Annotated in this window: 24 protein-coding genes and 1 pseudogene; 18 read left to right on the top strand and 7 right to left on the bottom strand. The window is 72.0% G+C overall.

From position 1 onward, the window contains the following. Positions 1-41 precede the first annotated feature (41 nt). Both IE290_RS27635 and IE290_RS27640 read left to right on the top strand, forming a co-directional pair. On the top strand, positions 42-1,466 hold the full coding sequence (locus tag IE290_RS27635; RefSeq protein ID WP_191247625.1) for a short-chain fatty acyl-CoA regulator family protein: 1,425 nt from the start codon (positions 42-44) through the stop codon (positions 1,464-1,466). Between the two features lie 9 nt (positions 1,467-1,475). Then, entirely contained in the window at positions 1,476-2,012 is a 537-nt protein-coding gene (locus IE290_RS27640; RefSeq protein ID WP_191247626.1) for an NADPH-dependent FMN reductase, read from the top strand. Here IE290_RS27640 and IE290_RS27645 read toward each other — a convergent pair. Then, positions 2,009-2,767 carry an acyltransferase gene (locus tag IE290_RS27645; RefSeq protein WP_191247627.1) on the bottom strand — a complete coding sequence of 253 codons (759 nt, stop codon included), beginning with the start codon at positions 2,765-2,767 and terminating at the stop codon, positions 2,009-2,011. The genes IE290_RS27640 and IE290_RS27645 overlap by 4 nt on opposite strands. 11 nt (positions 2,768-2,778) lie before the next feature. Between IE290_RS27645 and IE290_RS27650 the strand changes: the two genes are divergently transcribed. Next, complete coding sequence (locus tag IE290_RS27650; RefSeq protein WP_191247628.1) at positions 2,779-3,741, top strand: nucleoside hydrolase; 963 nt, start codon at positions 2,779-2,781, stop codon at positions 3,739-3,741. Between the two features lie 33 nt (positions 3,742-3,774). On the opposite strand, the gene IE290_RS27655 is transcribed toward IE290_RS27650, so the two are convergent. Further along, a complete protein-coding gene (locus IE290_RS27655) occupies positions 3,775-5,268 on the bottom strand; it encodes a plasmid pRiA4b ORF-3 family protein (protein ID WP_229874738.1) in 1,494 nt (497 codons plus the stop codon). 102 nt (positions 5,269-5,370) lie between these two features. Between IE290_RS27655 and IE290_RS27660 the strand changes: the two genes are divergently transcribed. Continuing rightward, on the top strand, positions 5,371-6,123 hold the full coding sequence (locus IE290_RS27660) for an MBL fold metallo-hydrolase (protein ID WP_229874739.1): 753 nt from the start codon (positions 5,371-5,373) through the stop codon (positions 6,121-6,123). Here the strand turns inward: IE290_RS27660 and IE290_RS27665 are convergent. Beyond that, positions 6,120-6,449, bottom strand: a complete 330-nt coding sequence (locus IE290_RS27665; RefSeq protein WP_191247630.1) for a nitroreductase/quinone reductase family protein — start codon at positions 6,447-6,449, stop codon at positions 6,120-6,122. The genes IE290_RS27660 and IE290_RS27665 overlap by 4 nt on opposite strands. A gap of 82 nt (positions 6,450-6,531) precedes the next feature. On the opposite strand from IE290_RS27665, the gene IE290_RS27670 reads away from it, so the two are divergent. The 5 genes from IE290_RS27670 to dprE2 all read left to right on the top strand — a co-directional run bounded on the left by IE290_RS27670 (position 6,532) and on the right by dprE2 (position 10,012). Beyond that, a complete protein-coding gene (locus IE290_RS27670) occupies positions 6,532-6,972 on the top strand; it encodes a MarR family winged helix-turn-helix transcriptional regulator (RefSeq protein ID WP_229874740.1) in 441 nt (146 codons plus the stop codon). Next, on the top strand, positions 6,969-7,775 hold the full coding sequence (locus IE290_RS27675; protein ID WP_191247631.1) for an ABC transporter ATP-binding protein: 807 nt from the start codon (positions 6,969-6,971) through the stop codon (positions 7,773-7,775). The genes IE290_RS27670 and IE290_RS27675 overlap by 4 nt, the downstream gene beginning before the upstream one ends. Continuing rightward, positions 7,735-8,547 carry an ABC transporter permease gene (locus IE290_RS27680; RefSeq protein WP_191247632.1) on the top strand — a complete coding sequence of 271 codons (813 nt, stop codon included), beginning with the start codon at positions 7,735-7,737 and terminating at the stop codon, positions 8,545-8,547. Before IE290_RS27675 ends, IE290_RS27680 begins: the two co-directional genes overlap by 41 nt. 79 nt (positions 8,548-8,626) lie before the next feature. Then, a complete protein-coding gene (locus IE290_RS27685) occupies positions 8,627-9,250 on the top strand; it encodes a DUF4383 domain-containing protein (protein WP_191247633.1) in 624 nt (207 codons plus the stop codon). Between the two features lie 21 nt (positions 9,251-9,271). After that, a complete protein-coding gene (gene dprE2 / locus IE290_RS27690) occupies positions 9,272-10,012 on the top strand; it encodes a decaprenylphospho-beta-D-erythro-pentofuranosid-2-ulose 2-reductase (RefSeq protein ID WP_191247634.1) in 741 nt (246 codons plus the stop codon). A gap of 51 nt (positions 10,013-10,063) precedes the next feature. On the opposite strand, the gene IE290_RS27695 is transcribed toward dprE2, so the two are convergent. Continuing rightward, positions 10,064-10,873 (bottom strand): hypothetical protein, encoded by an 810-nt coding sequence (locus tag IE290_RS27695; protein WP_191247635.1) that lies wholly within the window; start codon positions 10,871-10,873, stop codon positions 10,064-10,066. 178 nt (positions 10,874-11,051) lie between these two features. Here IE290_RS27695 and IE290_RS27700 point away from each other — a divergent pair, with 178 nt between their 5' ends. The 3 genes from IE290_RS27700 to bcp all read left to right on the top strand — a co-directional run bounded on the left by IE290_RS27700 (position 11,052) and on the right by bcp (position 12,464). Next, the gene (locus IE290_RS27700; protein ID WP_017987385.1) at positions 11,052-11,234 is read left to right on the top strand and encodes a hypothetical protein; all 183 of its coding nucleotides are present in this window, start codon (positions 11,052-11,054) and stop codon (positions 11,232-11,234) included. Between the two features lie 197 nt (positions 11,235-11,431). Next, positions 11,432-11,959, top strand: a complete 528-nt coding sequence (locus tag IE290_RS27705) for a hypothetical protein (protein ID WP_229874741.1) — start codon at positions 11,432-11,434, stop codon at positions 11,957-11,959. Positions 11,960-11,984: 25 nt separating this feature from the next. Beyond that, positions 11,985-12,464: a thioredoxin-dependent thiol peroxidase gene (gene bcp / locus IE290_RS27710; protein ID WP_191247636.1), complete on the top strand. Its 480-nt coding sequence runs from the start codon at positions 11,985-11,987 to the stop codon at positions 12,462-12,464. A 140-nt stretch (positions 12,465-12,604) separates the two neighbouring features. Here the strand turns inward: bcp and IE290_RS27715 are convergent, their stop codons facing one another. Beyond that, positions 12,605-13,315 (bottom strand): GntR family transcriptional regulator, encoded by a 711-nt coding sequence (locus tag IE290_RS27715; RefSeq protein WP_191247637.1) that lies wholly within the window; start codon positions 13,313-13,315, stop codon positions 12,605-12,607. A 196-nt stretch (positions 13,316-13,511) separates the two neighbouring features. On the opposite strand from IE290_RS27715, the gene IE290_RS27720 reads away from it, so the two are divergent. The 4 genes from IE290_RS27720 to IE290_RS27735 are packed head-to-tail and all read left to right on the top strand — an operon-like array spanning position 13,512 to position 17,114. Continuing rightward, positions 13,512-14,849: an MFS transporter gene (locus IE290_RS27720; protein ID WP_191247638.1), complete on the top strand. Its 1,338-nt coding sequence runs from the start codon at positions 13,512-13,514 to the stop codon at positions 14,847-14,849. After that, a complete protein-coding gene (locus IE290_RS27725; protein WP_191247639.1) occupies positions 14,846-15,622 on the top strand; it encodes a LamB/YcsF family protein in 777 nt (258 codons plus the stop codon). Before IE290_RS27720 ends, IE290_RS27725 begins: the two co-directional genes overlap by 4 nt. Next, on the top strand, positions 15,619-16,239 hold the full coding sequence (pxpB, locus tag IE290_RS27730; protein WP_191247640.1) for a 5-oxoprolinase subunit PxpB: 621 nt from the start codon (positions 15,619-15,621) through the stop codon (positions 16,237-16,239). Before IE290_RS27725 ends, pxpB begins: the two co-directional genes overlap by 4 nt. Continuing rightward, the gene (locus IE290_RS27735) at positions 16,236-17,114 is read left to right on the top strand and encodes a 5-oxoprolinase subunit C family protein (RefSeq protein ID WP_191247641.1); all 879 of its coding nucleotides are present in this window, start codon (positions 16,236-16,238) and stop codon (positions 17,112-17,114) included. The genes pxpB and IE290_RS27735 overlap by 4 nt, the downstream gene beginning before the upstream one ends. 45 nt (positions 17,115-17,159) lie before the next feature. On the opposite strand, the gene rdgB is transcribed toward IE290_RS27735, so the two are convergent. Further along, positions 17,160-17,768: an RdgB/HAM1 family non-canonical purine NTP pyrophosphatase gene (rdgB, locus tag IE290_RS27740; protein ID WP_191247642.1), complete on the bottom strand. Its 609-nt coding sequence runs from the start codon at positions 17,766-17,768 to the stop codon at positions 17,160-17,162. After that, positions 17,765-18,541 (bottom strand): ribonuclease PH, encoded by a 777-nt coding sequence (gene rph / locus IE290_RS27745; RefSeq protein WP_094008991.1) that lies wholly within the window; start codon positions 18,539-18,541, stop codon positions 17,765-17,767. Before rph ends, rdgB begins: the two co-directional genes overlap by 4 nt. A 35-nt stretch (positions 18,542-18,576) precedes the next feature. Between rph and IE290_RS27750 the strand changes: the two genes are divergently transcribed. Both IE290_RS27750 and IE290_RS38710 read left to right on the top strand, forming a co-directional pair. Next, the gene (locus IE290_RS27750) at positions 18,577-19,374 is read left to right on the top strand and encodes a hypothetical protein (RefSeq protein ID WP_191247643.1); all 798 of its coding nucleotides are present in this window, start codon (positions 18,577-18,579) and stop codon (positions 19,372-19,374) included. A 428-nt stretch (positions 19,375-19,802) separates the two neighbouring features. After that, a pseudogene (locus tag IE290_RS38710) lies at positions 19,803-20,237 on the top strand (lysylphosphatidylglycerol synthase domain-containing protein); the annotation flags it as partial. Between the last annotated feature and the right edge of the window lie 23 nt (positions 20,238-20,260).

The raw sequence follows: 20,260 nt of genomic DNA on the forward strand, positions 1-20,260 counted from the left end.
GATCGGTGCGGTCGGGAAAAGCTCTTCGGAAAGGGCCTGTCGTGGAGAAGACTTTCGCCGGCGCGAAGCTGCGCCACCTACGCGAGAGCCGGTCGATGAGCCAGGCGGACCTGGCCAGGTTGCTGGAGATCAGCCCCAGCTACCTCAACCAGATCGAGCACAACTCGCGTCCCTTGACCGTTCCAGTGCTGCTGCGCATCACCGAGGCGTTCGGGGTCGACACCGAGTTCTTCGCCAACAACGACACCAGCCGCCTGGTCGCCGACGTGCGCGAAGCGCTGCTCGACGAGTCGCTCGGCATCGAGGCGACGACCAGCGAACTCAACGAGCTGGCGACCAACCTGCCGACCATCGCGCAGGCCCTGGTCCGGCTGCACCGCAGCTACCGGGCGGCGGTGGAGAGCACGGCCGCGCTGGTCACCGAGAACGGCATGGGCCCGCACGGCAGCGCCGCCGCACCCCTGCCCCACGAGGAGGTCCGGGACTTCTTCTACGAGCGCGAGAACTACGTCGCCGAGCTGGACGAACGCGCCGAGCGGATGGCCGAGGACATCGGCCTGCGGCGCGGCGGCGTTCACAACACTTTGCAAGAGCGGCTCGCCACCCACTACGGCGTGCAGGTGACCAGCGAGGGCATCGACGAGGCCGCCGGCCAGCAGCACCGCTACTCCCCCGACGCGAAGATCCTGCGGCTCGCGCCGAGCCTGCGCGTCGGCCAGCGGGCGTTCCGGATGGCTTCGCAGATCGCCCTGCTGGAGTACGACGACCTGATCACCGAGCTGGCCGACTCGTGGGCGTTCTCCGGCCCGGCGGCCCGGTCGCTGGCCCGGGTCGGCCTGGCCAACTACTTCGCCGGTGCGCTGATCCTGCCCTACGGCCCGTTCCTGTCCGCCGCGGAGAACTTCCGCTACGACATCGAGCGGCTGTGCGACCACTTCGGCGTCGGGTTCGAGACGGTGTGCCACCGGCTGTCCACCCTGCAGCGGCCGAAGCGGCGCGGCGTGCCGTTCTCGTTCGTGCGGGTGGACCGCGCCGGGAACATGTCGAAGCGGCAGTCCGCGGCCGGCTTCCACTTCTCCCGCGTCGGCGGCTCGTGCCCGCTGTGGAACGTCTACGAGGCGTTCAGCTCACCGGGCAAGATCCTCACCCAGATCGCGACGCTGCCGGACGGCAAGAGCTACTTCTGGATCGCGCGGACGGTGTCGCGCAACATCGGCGGCTACGGCAGCCCGGGCAAGATGTTCAGCGTCGGGCTCGGCTGTGAGCTCCGGCACGCCGGGCGGCTCATCTACTCCACCGGCCTGGACCTGGACGCGAAGGCGGCCGCGACGCCGATCGGCATGGGCTGCAAGGTGTGCGAACGGCCGGCCTGCCCGCAGCGCGCGTTCCCGACGATCGGCAAGCAGCTCACGGTCGACGAGAACACCAGCACCTTCGTCCCGTACCCGGCGGTGCCCAAGGGATAGCGTGGGCGCATGACGACGCTCTTCCGGATCCTGGCCGTCAGCGGGAGCACGCGGGCGGGCTCGGCCAACTCCGCGATGCTCGCCACCGCGCGGGCGATCGCGCCGGAGGGGGCGGTCGTGGAGGTCTACGACGGGCTGCGGTCGCTGCCGCACTTCGATCCGGACGACGACCGGGACCCGCTGCCGGACGCCGTCGCGGGCCTGCGCGGGCTGCTGAAGGAAGCGGACGCGGTGCTGTTCTGCACGCCGGAGTACGCGGGCGCGCTGCCCGGGTCGTTCAAGAACCTGCTCGACTGGGCGGTGGGCTCGGACGCGATGGGCGGCAAGCCGGTGGCGTGGATCAACGTGTCGTCCTCGATCACCGGCGCGGCCGGGGCGCACGCGTCGCTGCGGACCGTGCTGGGTTATCTGGGGACGCGGATCGTCGAGGACGCCTGCGTGCACATCCCGTTGCCGCGGGACGCGATCGGTGCGGACGGCCTCATCCACGACGAGTCGATCCGCGATCAGGTGCGCGCGGCGCTGACCGCGCTCGCGACCCGCTAGACCCGATCTTCGAGGGTCTTCTGCAGCGCCTTGTTCGCCTTGCGGGCCATGTCGGCGATGGCCTCGCGGCGTTCGGCGTCCGCCTCGTAGTCGGCCCGCCGGTCGCGCACGACGCGCGCCGGGGAGCCGACCGCGATCGCGTAGTCCGGGATGTCGCCGCGCACCACGGCGTGCGCCCCGAGCACGCAACCGCGGCCGACGCGGGTGCCGCGCAGCACCGAGACCTTGGTGCCGATCCAGGTGTCCGGCCCGATGCGGACCGGCGTCTTCACGATCCCCTGGTCCTTGATCGGCAGGTTGATGTCGGTCGTGATGTGGTCGAAGTCACAGATGTAGACCCAGTCGGCCACCAGGGTCGCCGCGCCGAGCTCGATGTCGAGGTAGCAGTTGATGACGTTCTGGCGCCCGAAGACGGCCTTGTCACCGATGCGCAGCGAGCCCTCGTGGCAGCGGATCGCGTTGCCGTCGCCGATGTGCACCCAGCGCCCGATCTCCAGGCGGCCGTAGCCGGGGCGGCAGTGGATCTCCACGTCCTTGCCGAGGAACACCATGCCGCGCAGGATGATGTGCGGGTTCGCCAGCCGGAACTTCAGCAGCCGCCAGTACCGCACCAGGTACCAGGGGGTGTAGGCCCGGTTGCGCAGCACCCAGCGCAGCGAGTCGGCGGTCAGGAACTTCGCCTGACGAGGGTCGCGCCGGGCGCGGCGCCACGCCTGAACCCGGGACAGCACCGGCGATCCCCACATCGATGTCATAGGTTGACAGTATGCCGACCCCGTTGATCATCGATACGGACCCGGGCGTGGACGACGCCTTCGCGATCGCGCTGGCGGCGCTGAGCGAGGACGTCGACCTGCTGGGGATCACGACGGTCTTCGGCAACGTCCCGCTCGAAGCGACCACCCTCAACGCGCGCCGCGTGCTGGCGCTGTGCGGGCGCGCGGACGTGCCGGTCGCGGCCGGGGCCGCACGACCGCTGGTGCACGCCCAGCTGCGACGCGCCAGCCACGTGCACGGCTCGGACGGGTTGTCCGGACGCTCGGCCGCGCTGCCCGAGCCGGTTCGCGAGCTGGAGCCGGGCGGTGCGGTGAGCCTGCTGGTGTCGTTGCTGGAGGCCGCGGACGAGCCGGTGACGATCGCGCCGATCGGGCCGCTGACGAACATCGCGCTGCTGCTCGCGGCGCATCCCGAGGTGCGGCAGAAGATCGGCCGCATCGTCGTGATGGGCGGCGGGCTGGCCGGCGGCAACACGACGGGCGCGGCGGAGTTCAACATCTGGAGCGATCCGGAGGCGGCGCGGCGGGTGCTGGTCGAGGAGACCGTGCCGTGCGTGCTGGTGCCGATGGACCTGACCTACCGGTGCGCCGTGGACAGCGCGTGGCTCGGCAAGCTCGCCGCGTCCGGGCCGATCGGCGCCGCGCTGGACGCGCTGACGCCGGATTACCTGGCGCACTACCGCAAGGCGCTCGGGTGGGACGGGATCGTGCTGCACGACGCGGTCGCGGTCGCGGAGGCGATCCGGCCGGGCATCCTGCGGACGGAGACCTACCCGGTCGAGGTGGAGTGCTCGCTGGGCCCGGCCCGCGGCGCGACGCTGGTCGACCGGCGGCGGCAGGCCCTGCGCGCCGACGCGGAAGGCGATGTGGCGCCCGGCCGCATCGAGGTCGCGGTGGACACCGAGCTGGACGAGCTGCGGGCGTTCCTCCTGGAGCGCCTGACGCGCGGCTGAAGCCCGCGGACTCGGGTGCCGAACTCGCGAGGGTCAGGGCTGCGCCGGGTGCGGGATGCGCATCGCGGCCAGGCGCTTGTTGCGCGCGGAAGCGCTTTCCGTCCCCTTGGCGGCCCCGGTGCAGCGCGGGTAGCTCAGTTGCGGGTCGGGGTCGAGGATCTTCTCGCACGTGACGGAGTGCTCGACGTCGCCCGCGAAGAACCGCAGGCTCGTCCCCGGCCGCACCAGCACGTGCGACAACCGGACGTCGTGCTCGTCGCGGTCCTCGCCCAGGCCGAAGAACGGGTCGGCGTACCGCACGCCGTCGGCCTCGAAGTGGTGCTCCTCGCCGTCCGCGTCGAGCGCCTCGGCGAGCACGCCGAGCGTCACGCTCGCCGGGATCACCAGCCGCCACCACGACGTCGGCTTCCGGCCGGTCACGGTGACCTTCAGCTGGTACACGGTCAGCCGCACCGACTCGGCGAACGCCCGCAGCTCACGGCGCAACGCGGTCGCCTCCGGCTCCAGCGCGTCGAGCCCGCCGCGGTCGCGTACGTAGTGGTAGGCCTCCTCGACGCCGCTCCGCTCCCGCGCCGACAACGCGTACTCGGTGACCAGCCGCCGCCGCTCCGGGCCGGACAACCCCGGGCCCTCGTCCCACATCTCCAGCATCGCCGCGGCGTGCGGGCGCACGTTGCGGTAGCCCAGCGCGACGTGCCAGGCCGGCAGCACCTCGTCGCCGAACCCGGCGACCACCTCGATGGCTGCCACGCGCTCGACCGGTGACGCGAACTCGGCGGCGTACAGCAGCTGCGCGGCGCCGTCGACCGGGCGCCTGCCCGCGAACCAGCGCAGCGCCTGGCGCCAGGCCTCGTCGGCGGGCAGCGGCGCGAGACGGCCCAGCAGCTGGGCGGCACGCAGGTCGGGCGTGACCGGCCGCGGTTCACGAGCGGCCCACTCGTCGAGCGCCCACTGGCCCAGCGGCGTCACCTTCCGGTCGCCGTCCAGCGCACCGAACTCGGTGAGCACGTCGAGGGCGGCATCGAGCGGGAACAGTTCCGCGCCACCGAAACTCGACGCGACCGCGTCGGCGTCCTCGCTGCCCTTGAGCAGCCGGTGCACCGAGAACACCAGGTCGTCCAACAGCGGGCCGTTCGCCAGCGCGGTCAGCACCGCCCGGCACAACGCGAACGCGCCACGGCGGCGCGGATCGGCCGACTCCGCGCGCAGGACCGCGTCGAGGCCCTTGAGCCACAGCTGCGCCGGATCGTCGTGCGGCGGGCGCGCGACCGCCTCCGCGACGCCGACCTCGATCAGCCCCGCGCCTTCCGCGGCCACCCACGGCCGGTGGATCGTGACGACGTCCGCGGCCGAGCGGACCTTCTCCCCGACCTCGACGCCCAGCACCCCGGCGACCGAGGGGACGTCCGCGGGCCGCAGAACTCCTTTGGGGGTAACGGGTCTCCCGTCGCCGACCCAGCTCGCCAGCGCCCTCGTCCGGGAGAGCGCGGGGCACTGACTCGCCAATGTGGAGATTCCGGTACTCACCCGCAGGACTTTAGCGAGCAGGCCCCGCCACCCGGACGGGTGTTTCCGTCCACAGTAGAGATGTCGACAAGTCGATCACGGCGGCACGCTAGGCTCGGACCGGTGAGCGATCTCAGCCTGACGGTGCTCGGTTCCGCCACGCCCTACCCCGAGCCGGCCAACCCGTGCTCCGGCTACCTGGTCTCCAGCGGCGAGACACACGTGTGGCTGGACGCCGGTCCCGGCACGCTCGCCGAACTGCGCCGCCACACCAGCCTAGACCGGCTGGCCGGCATCTGGATCTCGCACCTGCACGCCGACCACTGCGCCGACCTGCTCACCGCCTACTACGGCGCGCTGTTCGCCGACCTCGAACTGGCCGCGCCGATCCCACTGTTCGGCCCGCCCGGGATCGCCGACCGGCTGGCCGGGTTCCTGACCAACGGCCCGTCCCGCAGCCCGGTCGAACGGGCCTTCGCGGTGCACGAGCTGTCCGACGGGCACCGCGCCGAACTCGGGCCGATGACGTTCACCGCCGCGGCCGTCGAGCACGGCATGCCGGCCTTCGGCGTGCGGATCGAGGCCGGCGCGGCGTCGCTGGCCTACTCCGGCGACACCGCGCCCTGCCCGGCGGTGGCGGCGCTGGCGAAGAACTGCGACGCGCTGCTGTGCGAGGCGGACGGCCCCGTCCCGTCGGAGGTCCACCACACGCCGGAGGACGCGGGAGCCGCCGCGACCGCGGCGGGGACGCGCAAGCTGATCCTCACCCACGTCGGGCCGTTCCTCACCCCCGGCGAGGCCGTCACGCGAGCCGCGGCGCGCTTCGACGGGCCGGTCGCGTACGCCGCTCCGGGCGCGGTCTTCCACCTGAGCTAGTCGAGGTCGACGCGTACCGTCAGCAGTGCGATCCCCAGGCGGCGCACGATCATGAGGTTGCCCGCGGGCAGTCCCGTCAGCCGCTCGTGCGGATCGTCGTCGGGCAGGAGGTGCGCCGTGCCGGTGCGCCACATGCGACCCAGCCGCACGCGCACCTTCGGATTGGCCTCGATGTTGCGGACGTAGGACGCCCGCCGCCCGTCACCGGAGACGAACCAGAACGCGCCGTCGACGACCTTCCCGCCGACCGGCGTGTGCCGGGGCCGACCGGCGTGTGCCGGGGCCGACCGGTACGGCGGCCGATCGTCTCGAGGACCAGGATTCACCCTTCACGAATACTCCCGTTCCTCCGGAACGCGAAATTAGTGAGCGTTGCTAATAGCTCTGGCTTAGAGCTATCTTGGCGACGTGCGAGAACTGGCCGAGAACCTGATGACCACCACGGCCGCGCTGCGGCGGGTCGTCCGGCGGCGCGTGCGGGACACGCTGCCGCACGCGCCCCTGCGTCCGGCGCAGATCGAACTGCTCCGGGTGGTCGAGGAACATCCCGGCATCGGCGTCGCCGCGGCCGCGCGTGCCCTGCACCTGGCCGGAAACTCGGTGAGCACGCTGGTCAACCAGCTCGTCGAGGGCGGACTGCTGGACCGGCGGATCGACCCCGCCGACCGCCGGGCCGCGCGGCTCGACCTGACCGGCCCGGCGCGGGACCGGCTGGCGAACTGGCGGCGCACCCGCACCGATTTCGTGGCCTCGGCGATCGCGACCCTGCCCGCCGGGGACCGCGGCGCGATCGAAGCCGCACTGCCCGCGCTCGGCCGGCTGATCGCCGCGATCCAGGAGGAGAGATGACCACACCCGCGGTGCGCTGCACCGGGCTCCGGCACGCCTTCGGCGACACGGTCGCCGTCGACGGCGTCGACCTGGAGATCCCGGCGGGGCAGGTCTTCGGACTGCTCGGCCCCAACGGCGCCGGCAAGACCACCACCATCCGCATGATCACCACGCTGCTGCCGGCCGCGGCCGGCGCGATCGAGGTGTTCGGGCTCGACGCCGCCCACCGGAAGATGCGCGTGCGGCGGCTGATCGGCTATGTGCCGCAACAACTTTCCGCCGACGGCTCGCTCAGCGGGCGGGAGAACGTGGCGCTGTTCGCCCGCCTCTTCGACGTCCCGCGACGCGAGCGCGCCGACCAGGTCGAGATCGCGCTCGGCGCCGTGGGCCTGCTCGACGACGCCGACCGCACGGCCGCCACCTACTCCGGCGGCATGATCCGCCGCGTCGAACTGGCGCAGGCGCTGGTCAGCGCGCCCCGGCTGCTGGTACTCGACGAGCCGACCATCGGGCTCGACCCGGTCGCCCGCACCGGCGTCTGGGAGCGCATCGAGCAGGTCCGCGCCGAGACCGGCATGACCGTGCTGGTGACCACGCACTACATGGACGAGGCCGAACAGTACTGCGAACAGGTCGCGCTGATGCACCGCGGCCGGATCCGCGCGCAGGGCAGCCCGGCGCAGCTGCGCGCCGAACTGGGCCCGGAGTCCACTCTGGACGATGTCTTCCGCGCGGTCACCGGTGACGCGTTCGACGACGCCGGCAAGGGAGGGATGCGTGATGTCCGTGCCGCTCGCCGCACCGCCCGCCGCCTGGGCTGACCCGCGACCGGTCCGCCGCCTGCTGTCCAGGGTGGGCACGATGTGCCTGGTGGAGCTGCAGAAGCTGCGCCGCGACCGCTCCGAACTCATCACCCGCGCGATCCAGCCCGCGCTGTGGCTGCTGATCTTCGGCGAGACCTTCACCCGCCTGCGCGCGATCCCCACCGGCGACACGCCCTACCTGGACTTCCTCGCCCCCGGCATCCTCGCGCAGTCCGCGTTGTTCATCGCGATCTTCTACGGCATCCAGATCATCTGGGAACGCGACGCCGGTGTGCTCGGCAAGCTCCTCGTCACGCCGACCCCGCGCGCCGCGCTGGTCACCGGCAAGGCGTTCGCGGCCGGGGTGCGGGCGTTCGTGCAGGCGGTGATCGTGCTGATCCTCGCCGCGGTCCTCGGCGTCGGCCTCACCGCGAACCCGCTGAAGCTCCTCGGCGCCGCGCTCGCCGTGGTGCTCGGCTCGGCGTTCTTCTGCTGCCTGTCGATCGTGATCGCCGGGCTCGTGCTGTCCCGCGAACGGCTGATGGGCATCGGGCAGGCGATCACGATGCCGTTGTTCTTCGGATCGAACGCGCTCTACCCGGTGGATCTGATGCCCGGTTGGCTGCGGGTGCTCAGCCACGCCAACCCGCTCAGTTACGAGGTGGACGCCCTCCGGGGGCTGTTGATCGGCACCGCGAACCACGTCTGGGTGGACCTCGGCGTGCTCGCCGGTTCCGCCGCGGTCGCCATCGCGGTCGCGTCCGCCCTGCTCGGGCGGCTGGTCCGGTGAGTTTGCCCGATTCGGCCCCGGGTAATCCGGTAGGCACATCACGGACCGTGATGACCATCGGATAGAGGGGACAGGCGATATGTCTCTCCCGGGAGATGCCCGCGTCCGGAAGTCCGGTTTCCAGCCGGTCCAGGTGCTCGCCGCGCTGACCGGCCTGCTCTTCCTCGTGCTTGGCGTCGCCGGGTTCCTGCGGACCGGCTTCAGCGACTTCACCAGCAACGAGCCCGAGACGATCGTGGGCTTCATGATCAACCCGCTGCACAACGCGGTGCACACGGCCATCGGCGTGCTCGGCCTGCTCTGTTCGGCGGCCTCGCCGTCGGCGCGGATGTTCGGCTGGATCCTGTTCCTGGGATACGGCGTGGTGTCCGTCTGGGGCCTGATGATCACGGGCGTCATCTCGTCGAATCCGGTGTCCGGTCTGGGCAACCCGCTCAACCTCGACGCCGCCGACAACTGGCTGCACGTTCTGGCCGCCCTGGTCGGTCTGATCATGGCCTTGATGCCCGCGCGCAAGAGGGTGATGATCGACGAAAGCGACGTGGACACCGCCTCGATGGTGCTGCCGCCGATCACGGACGAGAACGTGCCCGGCAACGCCGACGTGCCCACCCGCCCGGTTCCGCAGCAGATGCCGCCCGCGCAGGGCCGGCACCGCCCGTCGCGCTGGCGGATGCACCGGCCGGGCCGCACCGCCCACTGATCGTCAGGCAGACTGCCCCGCGTGAGCGGAACGGTGCTGGTGCTCGGCGGGCGCAGTGAGATCGGCCTCGCCGTCGCACGGAAACTCGTGGACGGTGAGCGGAAGTTCGTGCTGGCGGCCCGGCGCAGCGGCGACCTCGACGACGAAGAGGCGTCGCTGCGCCGGGCCGGCGCGTCCGAGGTGGCGCGGGTCGAGTTCGACGCCGACGACGTGGCGCGGCACCGCGAGGTGCTGGACGCGGTGGTCGCCGAGCACGGTCCACTGGAGACGGTCGTGGTCGCGTTCGGGATCCTGGGCGACCAGGAGCGGGCCGAACGCGACGCGGCGCACGCGATGGCCGTGATCCACACGGACTACGTCGCGCACGTGAGCATCCTGACCGAGCTGGCGAACCTGTTGCGCGCGCAGGGCAGCGGACAGCTCGTGGTGTTCTCCTCGGTCGCCGGGGTGCGGGTGCGGCGGGCGAACTACGTGTACGGCTCGGCGAAGGCCGGGCTGGACGGGTTCGCCAGCGGCCTGGCCGACGCGTTGCACGGCAGCGGCGTGCGGCTGCTGCTGGTGCGCCCGGGGTTCGTGATCGGGCGGATGACCGAGGGCATGTCGCCCGCCCCGTTCTCCAGCACGCCCGAACAGGTCGCGACGGCGACGGTGCGGGCGCTGCGGCGGGGACGCGGGGAGGTCTGGGTGCCGCCCGTGCTGCGCCCGGTGTTCTTCCTGATGCGGCTGCTGCCGCGGGCGATCTGGCGGCGCATGCCCCGCTGAACACGACGAAGGCCACTCCCGCGGGAGTGGCCTTCGGTTCGCGTCGAGGGGTCAGCCGCCGAGCAGACCGCCGACCAGGCCGCCCACGACGTCCAGCAGGCCGCCGTTCTTCTTGGTGGTCGGCTGGGTCGACTGCGGCGAGCTGCTCGGCTGCTCCGAGGTCGGCTCGGTCGTGGGCTGGGGTGTCGTGGTCTGGGGCGTCGTGGTCGCCCGCGGGCTGGTGGCCTGGGCCTGGGTCCCGCTAGTGCCCGCGGCGGGCGCCGGGGCGGCCGAGGTGGTCGACGGCGCGGCCGTCGTGTCACGGCCGGTCGTGGACTGGCCGCTGCGCGCCTGGCTGCTCGAGCCGCCGGTGCCACCCTGCTGGGCCGCCTGCGTCTGCGCCTGCGAGGACGCGCTGCCCGACGGCGGAAGCTCGGAGCTGGTCGAGGTCGGCGTGCTGCTGGCCAGCAACTGCTGCTGCGGAGCGGCGATCGTGCTCGTCGACGTGTGGCCGGTGCTCGTGTCCGGGCCGCCGCCCGCCCCGCCGGGCGCCGCCGCGTCGTGCAGCTGCCCGGTGGTCAGGGTGCTGACCGCGACACCGGCCAGCGCCGCCACACCCGCCGCGAGCGCGCCGATGCGGCCGGCCTTGCGCTTGTCCCACCGGCTGCCCGGCTCGCTCTCGCGGCGCAGGATGCTGGCCGCCGGGATGCGCACGGTGGGCGCCTCGGCCATCTCCGGGGTGATGCCGGAGTCGTCCACCGGCTCCTTCGGCAGCTTCACCGCGGTGAACTCCTGCGTGACGCCTTCCCGGTGCAGCAACTCCGCGACACTGATCTGCCGCGTCGTGGCACTCGCTCGAGTGTCTTTGTCGTCGCTCGTCACGCTGAACCTCTCCAAATCCGCTTACTGCCCGCGACATGATTACTGTTGTTATCAGTTCGTTGCCTTAGGTCGTGACTGAGGTCACACTCGATAGGCCAAATGTCGTACGCACCGTGACAAGCCGATAGCTCTGCCCACCCGATACTGTGACCGTGATCGCGCGATACCGGAGGTGAGCGTGGCGGGACGCAACCCCTTGTCGTGGGTGAGCAGCGTGGCGGACTGGTTCGAGCAGCGCGGCGTCTACGTGCCCGGCGAGGACAACCACACGGTCGACCCGTGGCGCGATTTCGGCTGGCTGATCGTGGCGTGGCTGGTCGGCTGCGGCACCTTCATCCTCTTCCTCGCGATGGCGGTCTGAACCTCTGCGGGTGAGCGCCATCACGGCTGGTGCCGCTCCGGTCACGGATCGGCCACAGCCCGACACCAGGTCCGCGTCAACCCCGCTTGGTGACTCGCACGCACTCGCGAGTAGCGACAGAGTGGAGCGCGCCCGGCGGAAATACCTACCCCGAACGGACCAGCCGGGCGCAGTGAAGACGTGAGGAAGTGGCCCCTGTGCGCACCCCGAGGCACGCGATGGCCGCTCTCGCCCTGGTGGCGGTGACCGCTTGCGGTGCGCCGGCGCAGGTCGAGGGCGGGTCGACGAGCACCGGTGGTGACGTGGCGATCCAGCAGGCGGTTCCCGCGCTGCGCACCCTGGACTTCGGCGGCCAGTTCCGGTTCGGCGACGGGGTCGCGGTGTCGGTGTCCGCGCCGAAACCGTTCAAGCCCAGCGAAAGCGCGTATCCGCGCAGCGACCGGGCCGTGGCGTTCGAGATCATCATCCGCAACGACGGCGACCAGCCGTACCGGTTGTCCGGGCTGAGCGTGTCGGCGACCGTCGGGGACGTGGCGTCCAAGCAGGTGGTGGACTCGACGCAGGGCTACAGCGGGATCGTCGACGCGGGCAAGGACGTGCAGCCCGGGCGCGACGTGCGGCTGAACCTGGCCTTCACCGCGCCGCCGGAGCCCGCCGAGATGCGGCTGACCCTGCGGCCCACCGCGACCAGCCCGGTGATCGCCGTGTACTGCGGGCCCGCCTGACTCCTCGCCCGGATACGCTCGGGGCATGACCGACCCGCAACGTCTCACCGCCGGCGACAAGGCCCCCGACTTCACCCTTCCCGACAGCACGGGCAAGCAGGTCTCGCTGTCGGACTTCCGGGGCAAGCACGTCGTCGTGTACTTCTACCCCGCGGCCGGCACGCCCGGGTGCACCAAGCAGGCCTGCGACTTCCGGGACAACCTCGGCGAGCTCGACGGGGCCGGCTACCAGGTGCTCGGCGTGTCGCCGGACAAGCCGGAGAAGCTGGCGAAGTTCGCCGAGGCGGAGGGCCTGACGTTCCCGCTGCTGTCCGATCCGGACAAGACGGTGCTCACGGAGTGGGGCGCGTTCGGCGAGAAGAAGAACTACGGCCGGATCGTGCAGGGCGTGATCCGCTCGACGTTCGTGATCGACCCCGAGGGCACGATCGTGAAGGCGATGTACAACGTCCGGGCGACCGGTCACGTGGCGAAGCTGCTGAAGGACTTGAAGATCTCCGCCTGAGTTCTCACCGGCGCCCGCCCGAACCGGCCAACACGCCACCCGCAACGGCAAACACGCGCGTGCTGGCCGCTCGCGGGGCCGTGTTGGCCGCCCGCCGCGGCGCGTTAGCCGCCCGCCGCGGCGTGTTTGCCGCTCGCGGCTCACATCACCCGGCGGTAGGCCTCCACCAGCTGCTTCTCCGCATCGTCCAGGTATGCGGCCAGCTGGCGCTCCGCCGTGGCGCCGTCGCCCGTGCGCAGCGTCTCCAGGATCTCCCGGTTGCGCTCCAGGTACGGCTCGTGGAAGGGCTGCGGGTCGGCCATCACGTGGAACACCAGCCGCAGTTCGGCGAGCAGTCCGCGGACCAGCTCGTCCACCCGGGGGCTGCCCGCGAGGGTGATCAGCGCCTGGTGGAAGTGGATGTTGGCGGTGCCCAGCTCGCGCCAGGCCTGACGCTTCTTGGCGTCCTCCCCGTCGGCGACCGCGGCCTCCACCGCCTGCAGCTTGTCCCCCGGCGGGCTGGTGATCTCCCGCAGCACGGCGCACTGCACGAGCTTGCGCACCTTGTACAGGTCGATCACGTCCTCGACCGAGAGCCGCCGCACGAAGACGCCCCGGTTCAGCTCGTGGACCAGCAGCTTCTCGTGCGTCAGCAGCCGGAACGCCTCACGCAGCGTGTTCCGCGAGACGCCCAGCGCCCCGCCGATCGCCTCCTCGGACAATCGGCTGCCGGGTTCGAAGAAGCCCTCGGTGATGCGTCCCCGCAGGATGTCCGCCAGCCGTTCGGCCGTGCTCGTGCGCCCCAGCAGCAGGCGATCGGCCTCGAGGCCGGTGCTGAGGATCGAGCCCGTGGACTCGGCGTCGGTGGTCACGCGGGGCCTCCGGTGTTTTCAGGGTCGGACCGTGTAACGGAAACTTAACCAGTCCATCGAAGGACGGTCCAACCTGCGACTTGTTCTACGAAAAGTCTATCCAGACGCTTCGAAGAGCGATCCATGTTCCTCGAAAGTATTGACGGATCGTTCAACAATCCCTAACTTCATGACCTACCTCACTCCCCTTCGATGGATGGACATCGTGATGACCGCTTCGACTGAGCCCACGGACAAGCGCTCACTGCGCCGTGCGTTCGTGGCTAGCCTGTCCGGCACCACTCTCGAGTACTACGACTTCGCGGCCTACTCGGTGGCTGCCGCGACGCTGTTCGGCAAGCTGTTCTTCCCGTCGGGTGACAGCCTCGCCGGCACGATGGCGGCGTTCTCCACCTATGCCGTGGGTTACCTCGCCCGCCCGCTCGGCGGGTTCATCTTCGGCCGCCTCGGCGACAAGCTCGGCCGCAAGCAGGTCCTGGTGTTCACCCTCCTGCTGACCGGTATCGCCACCTTCCTGATCGGCGTCCTGCCGACCCACGCCGCGATCGGCGGCTGGGCCGCCGTGCTGCTCGTGGCACTGCGGTTCGCGCAGGGTGTCGGTGTCGGTGGCGAGTGGGGCGGCGCGGTGCTGCTGTCCAGTGAGTTCGGCGATCCGAAGAAGCGCGGCTTCTGGGCCTCCGCCGCCCAGATCGGCCCGCCGGCGGGCAACCTGCTGGCCAACGGTGTGATCGCGCTGCTCGCCGCGACGCTGAGCACGGCGGCCTTCGAGTCCTGGGGCTGGCGCATCGCGTTCCTGCTGTCCGGTGTCCTGGTGCTGTTCGGCCTGTGGCTGCGGATGAAGCTCGAGGAGACCCCGGTCTTCAAGAAGATCGCCGAGCAGGGCGAGAAGCCGAAGGCCCCGATCAAGGAGGTCTTCACCCAGGAGCCGCGTGCCCTGATCGCCGGCATCCTGATCCGCATCTGCCCGGACGTCCTGTACTCGCTGTTCACCGTCTTCGTCCTCACCTACATGACCAGCGAGCTGGGCATGAGCCGCAGCCAGGGCCTGACCGCGGTGATGATCGGTTCGGCGTTCCAGCTGTTCCTGATGCCGGCCGCGGGCGCGCTGTCCGACCGCGTCAGCCGCCGCAAGATGTACGCGATCGGCACCATCGCCGCGGCGATCTGGCCGTTCCTGTTCTTCCCGCTGGCGGGCAGCAAGTCCTACCTGGCGATCGCGGTCGGCATGGTCGTCGCGCTGGCGATCCACGCCGTGCTCTACGGCCCGCAGGCCGCGATGATCACCGAGCAGTTCTCCGAGCGCCTGCGCTACACCGGTAGCTCGCTGGCCTACACCCTCGCCGGTGTGGTCGGTGGCGCGGTCGCGCCGCTGATCTTCACGGCCCTGCTCGACAGCTACGACTCGTGGGTCGCGGTGGCGCTGTACGTCCTGGTGACCGCGATCGTGACCGGTATCGGTGTCGCCCTGAGCCGCCGGGCTCCGGAGGAGGAGCCGGTCGTGGCCGCGAGCGAGACGGTGGAAGTCGCACGATGAGCGCCCCCGCGACCACCGCCACCATCGACCTGAACTGCGACGTGGGCGAAGGGTTCGGCGCCTGGCGGATCGCCGATGACGAAGCCCTGCTGGACGTCGTGACCGGCGCCAACGTGGCCTGCGGCTTCCACGCCGGTGACCCCTCGACCATGCGGCACGTGTGCGAAGCGGCGGTGAAGCGCGGGGTCACCATCGGAGCCCACGTCGGGTACCGGGACCTGGCCGGGTTCGGCCGCCGGTTCCTCGACGTGGACCCCGTCGAACTGATCGACGAAATCCTCTACCAGCTGGGTGCGCTCGACGCACTGGCCGGCGCGTCGGGCGGCGAGATCGCCTACGTCAAGCCGCACGGCGCGCTGTACAACGCCATCGCCACGCACGAGAAGCAGGCGGGCGCGGTGGCCGAGGCGGTGTGGCAGTACGACCCGACGCTGCCCGTGCTCGGCCAGCCGGGGTCCCGGTGGCTGGCGCGGGCCGCCGAGGCCGGGCTGACCACCATCGCCGAGGCCTTCGCCGACCGCGGCTACTCGCCCGACGGGCGGCTCCTCCCCCGGCGCGAGCCGGGCGCGGTGCTGACCGACGCGGACGAGGTGGCGCGGCGGTGCGTCCGGCTGGTGCGGGACGGCGAGGTGGTGGCCGTGGACGGCACGGTCATCCCCCTCCAGGCGGGTTCGCTGTGCGTGCACAGCGACACCCCGGGCGCGGTGGAACTGGCCACCGCGGCCCGGTCCGCGCTGGTGTCGGCCGGGGTCGAGGTGCGGAGCTTCGCATGAACATCCGGCGATGCGGGGACCAGGCGCTGCTGGTCGACGTCGGGGACACCGGCGGGATCGACGCGGTGCTCGGCCTGTACTCCGCGCTGTCCGACCCTCGTCCCGACGGCGTGACGGAACTGGTGCCGGCGGCGCGCACCCTCCTGGTGCGCTTCGACCCGGCCGTGATCGGCGCCGGCGAGCTGGTGGAGCTGCTGGCGGGCACCGAACCGGTGCCCGCCCAGGCGATGCGCGGCGAGCTGGTGGAGATCCCCGTGTACTACGACGGTGCCGACCTGGCCGAGGTCGGCAAGCACACCGGCCTCGGCGCGGACGGTGTGGTCGAGATGCACACCGCCGCCGAGTACACGGTGGCGTTCGGCGGGTTCGCGCCCGGTTTCGGTTACCTGACCGGGCTGCACCCGAAGCTGCACCTGCCGCGGCGGGCCACGCCCCGGACGCACGTGCCGGCCGGGGCGGTCGCCATCGCCGGTGAGTTCACCGGCATCTACCCGCGGTCCTCGCCCGGTGGCTGGCAGCTGGTCGGCCGCACCGAGGTCCCGCTGTGGGACCCGGCCCGCCGCCCGCCCGCCCTGCTGCGGCCGGGCACCCGCATCCGCTTCCGGGAGGTTCGATGATCGAGGTGGTGCGGCCGGGTCCGCTGACCACGGTGCAGGACCTGGGACGTCCCGGACTGGCCGCCCTGGGGGTCGGCCGGTCCGGGGCGGCCGACCGGCGGTCGGCCGCGCTGGCGAACCGGCTCGTCGGCAACCTGGACGGCGCCGCGGTCCTGGAGACCACCTTCGGCGGTCTGGTGCTGCGGTTCCGGCAGGTGGCGCGGGTCGTGGTGACCGGCGCGCCGTGTCCGATCCGGCGCGGCGGCCGCGGTGAGGCGATGAACGCGCCGTTCACCGTCTGGCCGGGCGAGGAGCTGACGCTGGGCGCGCCGACCTCCGGGCTGCGCACGTACCTGGCGGTGCGCGGCGGGATCGGCGTGGACAAGGTGCTGGAGTCCCGTTCGACGGACCTGCTGGCCGGGCTCGGCCCCGCCGCGTTGAGCGAGGGTGACGTGCTGCCGATCGGCACCGACGAGTGCGGTCCGCTGCCCTCGGTCGAGGTCGCGCCGGTGCCCGATCCGGCCGGGTTCGCGCTGACCGTGCGGGTCATGCCCGGCCCGCGGGACGACTGGTTCACGCCCGAGGCGCTGAAGACGTTCTCGACGGCGACCTACGAGGTGACCTCGGAGAGCAACCGCGTCGGCGTCCGGCTCGCCGGTCCGGCGCTGGAGCGGTCGCGGGAAGGCGAGCTGCTCAGCGAGGGCATGGTGCCGGGCGCGATCCAGGTGCCGCCGTCGGGGCTGCCGCTGGTGTTCCTCGCCGACCACCCGGTGACCGGCGGGTACCCGGTGATCGGCGTCGTGCTGACCGACGACCTGCCGGTGATGGCCCAGGCGCGGCCGGGTCAGACCGTCTCGTTCCGCCTCGTACCCGCCGATCTCCCGGCGGCCGCCTGAACTCCCGGGAGCCATCCGAGCGGGTGGCTCCCGGGGCTCCACTTCTCAGCGTCCGGCCAGCTCGCGCAGCGCGGGCAGCAGCGCTCGCAGCGCGCGGCCCCGGTGCGAGGCCGCGTCCTTCTCGGCCGGTTCCATCTCCGCCGACGTGCGGCTCTCCCCCTCCGGCACGAAGATCGGGTCGTACCCGAACCCGTTGGTGCCGCGCGGCTTCCGGATCAGCCGGCCGCGCCACTCGCCGCGCACGACCGTCTCCGCGCCGCCCGGCAGCACCAGCGCCGCGGCGCACACGAAGCCCGCGCCCCGGCGCTCGTCCGGCGTGTCGCTCAGCTGCGCGAGCACCAGGTCCAGGTTCGCCTGGTCGTCGCCGTGCCGGCCGGCCCAGCGCGCGGACAGCACGCCGGGCATCCCGTTCAGCGCGTCGACCGCCAGGCCGGAGTCGTCCGCGACGGCGGGCAGGCCGGTGGCCGCGACGGCGTCCCTGGCCTTGGCGACCGCGTTCTCCTCGAACGTCGCGCCCGTCTCCGGCGCCTCGGGGAACTCCGGCACGTCGGCCAGGCCGACCACCTCGAGCCCCTCGATGCCCTCGGCCGCGAGGATCCGCCGCAGCTCGCCGAGCTTCTTGGCGTTGCGGGTGGCGAGCAGGACCCGGGTCACTTCGAGCCCTTCTTCTTGCCCGCGACCGGCTCCGGCAGCTCGTAGGGGTACGGCTCGGCCAGCGCGGCCGACTGCAGCCGGGTCAGCTCCGCGCACCCGGTCTGCGCCAGGTCCAGCATCTTGTCCAAAGTGGAGCGGGTGAAGGTCGCGCCCTCGCCGGTGCCCTGCACCTCGATCAGCGTGCCGGCGTCGGTGGCGACGACGTTCATGTCGACCTCGGCCCGCGAGTCCTCCTCGTAGGGCAGGTCCAGGCGCACGCGCCCGTCCACCACGCCGACGCTGACCGCCGATACCATCGCCGAAAGCGGTTGCGGATCGGCCAGCCGCCCGGCCGCCGCGAGCCAGGTGACGGCGTCGGCCAGCGCCACGTACGCGCCGGTGATCGCGGCCGTCCGGGTGCCGCCGTCGGCCTGGATCACGTCGCAGTCGAGCTGGATCGTGTTCTCGCCCAGCGCGGCCAGGTCGATGCAGGCCCGCAGGGAACGGCCGATGAGCCGGCTGATCTCGTGGGTCCGCCCGCCGATGCGGCCCTTGACCGACTCGCGGTCACTGCGGTCGTGCGTGGCCGAGGGCAGCATGGCGTACTCGGCCGTGACCCAGCCCAAGCCCGATCCGGTCCGCCACCGCGGCACACCCTCGCTGACGCTCGCCGCGCAGAGCACCTTCGTGTTGCCGAACTCGATGAGCACCGAGCCGGCCGGCCACTGCTGGAATCCCCGCGTGATCTTCACGTCGCGGAGCTGGTCGTCGTTCCTGCCGTCTTTTCGCACCACGCGTGCAGCGTAGAACCCCGCTACTGTGCCTGTTCATGCGCGCCGCCTTCGCGACCCTGCTCGCCTGCCTGCTGTGCCTGACCGCCACTCCCGCCACCGCCGCCACGGCCACCTGCGCGAACACGCTGACCTGCACCGTCGAGGACATCGACGCGATGTCGATCCCGGACCGGCTGGCGTTCGTGCGTGAACTCGCCGCGGGCCCGGCGGCGGACATCGTCCCGGGCTACGCGCCGCGCTGGCGCAACATCGAGGGCGTCCTGCGGTTCTTCGCCGACCGCGGTCTGGGCGCGTCCGGCACCTGGGTGTCCTATGTGGATGCCGGGATCCTGGAGGGCGTCGAACGGGGCATCGCCCTGGCCCGCGGGGACAGCACGGACACCTTCGGCAACCCCGGTGCGCCACTGTGGGCGAGCTATCTCACCCGCCTGCGTGACGGACGCCTGTCCGCCCGATCGGCGCACGACCGCGCGTGGAGCGAGGCCGAGCAGGCGTCCACCGAGTACGGCGTCGCGCTGGCCGAGCAGGTGCACGGCGTCGCGGCCACGCCGGTCGAGGAGCGCTTCTACCAGTTCTCCGAGTTCTACCGCTGGACGCTGCGCAACCGCCCGATGCTGCTCGACCTGCTCACGCCGCCGGTCGGCCCCGGCGATCAGCGACAGCTGACCTTCCTCGACTGGTTCACCGACGTCACCAACGACGTCCCCGCCCACCGCGGATCGCACCTGGCCTACGACCTGGCCGAGTTCGACGTGCCCGGCGGGACGCTGAACTTCGTCGCGCTCTTCCACGCGTACGCGGACGCCCTGGCCGAGGACTACCTCCCCGCGTAATTCATCGCACGTTGACAACCGCGCTCCACGGAGGAGAATTCATCGTAAGGTGAATTAGGGGGTGCGTGATGCGGCGCAGACTCTTGACCGGCCTCGGGCTCGTGGCCGTGCTGGCGATCGTGGTCCTGACCCTGCGCGACCGTCTCCCCTCGCCGCCGGCGATCGGCGCCGCGCTGCGCGAGGCGGACCCCCGCTGGCTGGCCGTCGCGGCGGCCGCCGAGTTCGTGTCGATGGGCATGTTCGCCCGCCAGCAGCGACGGCTGCTGACCGCGTTCGGGGTGACCCTGCGACGCCGACGCGTGCTGGCCCTGACCTACAGCCGCTCCGCCATCTCGATCAGCCTGCCCGCCGGGTCGGCCGTGTCCGCCGCGTACGCCTTCGCCCAGTTCCGGGCCGGTGGCGCGGACCGGAAAGCGGCCGCCGCGGTGATGGTCCTCTCCGGCATCCTCTCGGCGCTCGGGCTGGCGCTGCTCTACGGCACCGGGGCGCTCGCCGCGATCCACCCGGCGGCCGCGGTGGCACTCGTCGCGGGCTCGGTCGTACTGGTCACGCTGGTGTCCCGGCGCTCGAGCGCGGTCGCTCCGCGGCACTGGCTCCTCGCGCTGGCCGCGGCGACCGCGAACTGGCTGGGTGACCTCGTCTGCCTGATCGCGGCCGCCCGTGCCGCCGGCATCGGCCTCGGTCCGCTCGAACTGGCGACGCTCTACCTCGCGGTGCAGCTCGTGCGGCAGATCCCGCTCACGCCGGGCGGCATCGGCGTCATCGAGATCAGCCTGCTCACCGGCCTGGTCTCGGCGGGCGCGGCGGAACCGGCCGCGGCCGCCGCCGTGCTGGTCTACCGGCTGCTGTCCTGCTGGCTGATCATCCCCATCGGGCTGGCCTGCTG

The sequence above is a fragment of the Amycolatopsis deserti genome (genome assembly GCF_014653945.1).
Classification (GTDB): domain Bacteria; phylum Actinomycetota; class Actinomycetes; order Mycobacteriales; family Pseudonocardiaceae; genus Amycolatopsis_E; species Amycolatopsis_E deserti.

Coding starts and splice junctions, on each gene's coding strand:
- IE290_RS27645 (WP_191247627.1), bottom strand. CDS start 2,767: ATGACATCGATGTGGGGATCGCCGGTGCTGTCCCGGGTTCAGGCGTGG.
- IE290_RS27720 (WP_191247638.1), top strand. CDS start 13,512: ATGGACATCGTGATGACCGCTTCGACTGAGCCCACGGACAAGCGCTCA.
- IE290_RS27680 (WP_191247632.1), top strand. CDS start 7,735: ATGTCCGTGCCGCTCGCCGCACCGCCCGCCGCCTGGGCTGACCCGCGA.
- IE290_RS27650 (WP_191247628.1), top strand. CDS start 2,779: ATGCCGACCCCGTTGATCATCGATACGGACCCGGGCGTGGACGACGCC.
- bcp (WP_191247636.1), top strand. CDS start 11,985: ATGACCGACCCGCAACGTCTCACCGCCGGCGACAAGGCCCCCGACTTC.
- IE290_RS27675 (WP_191247631.1), top strand. CDS start 6,969: ATGACCACACCCGCGGTGCGCTGCACCGGGCTCCGGCACGCCTTCGGC.
- pxpB (WP_191247640.1), top strand. CDS start 15,619: ATGAACATCCGGCGATGCGGGGACCAGGCGCTGCTGGTCGACGTCGGG.
- IE290_RS27640 (WP_191247626.1), top strand. CDS start 1,476: ATGACGACGCTCTTCCGGATCCTGGCCGTCAGCGGGAGCACGCGGGCG.
- IE290_RS27685 (WP_191247633.1), top strand. CDS start 8,627: ATGTCTCTCCCGGGAGATGCCCGCGTCCGGAAGTCCGGTTTCCAGCCG.
- IE290_RS27735 (WP_191247641.1), top strand. CDS start 16,236: ATGATCGAGGTGGTGCGGCCGGGTCCGCTGACCACGGTGCAGGACCTG.
- IE290_RS27750 (WP_191247643.1), top strand. CDS start 18,577: ATGCGCGCCGCCTTCGCGACCCTGCTCGCCTGCCTGCTGTGCCTGACC.
- IE290_RS27725 (WP_191247639.1), top strand. CDS start 14,846: ATGAGCGCCCCCGCGACCACCGCCACCATCGACCTGAACTGCGACGTG.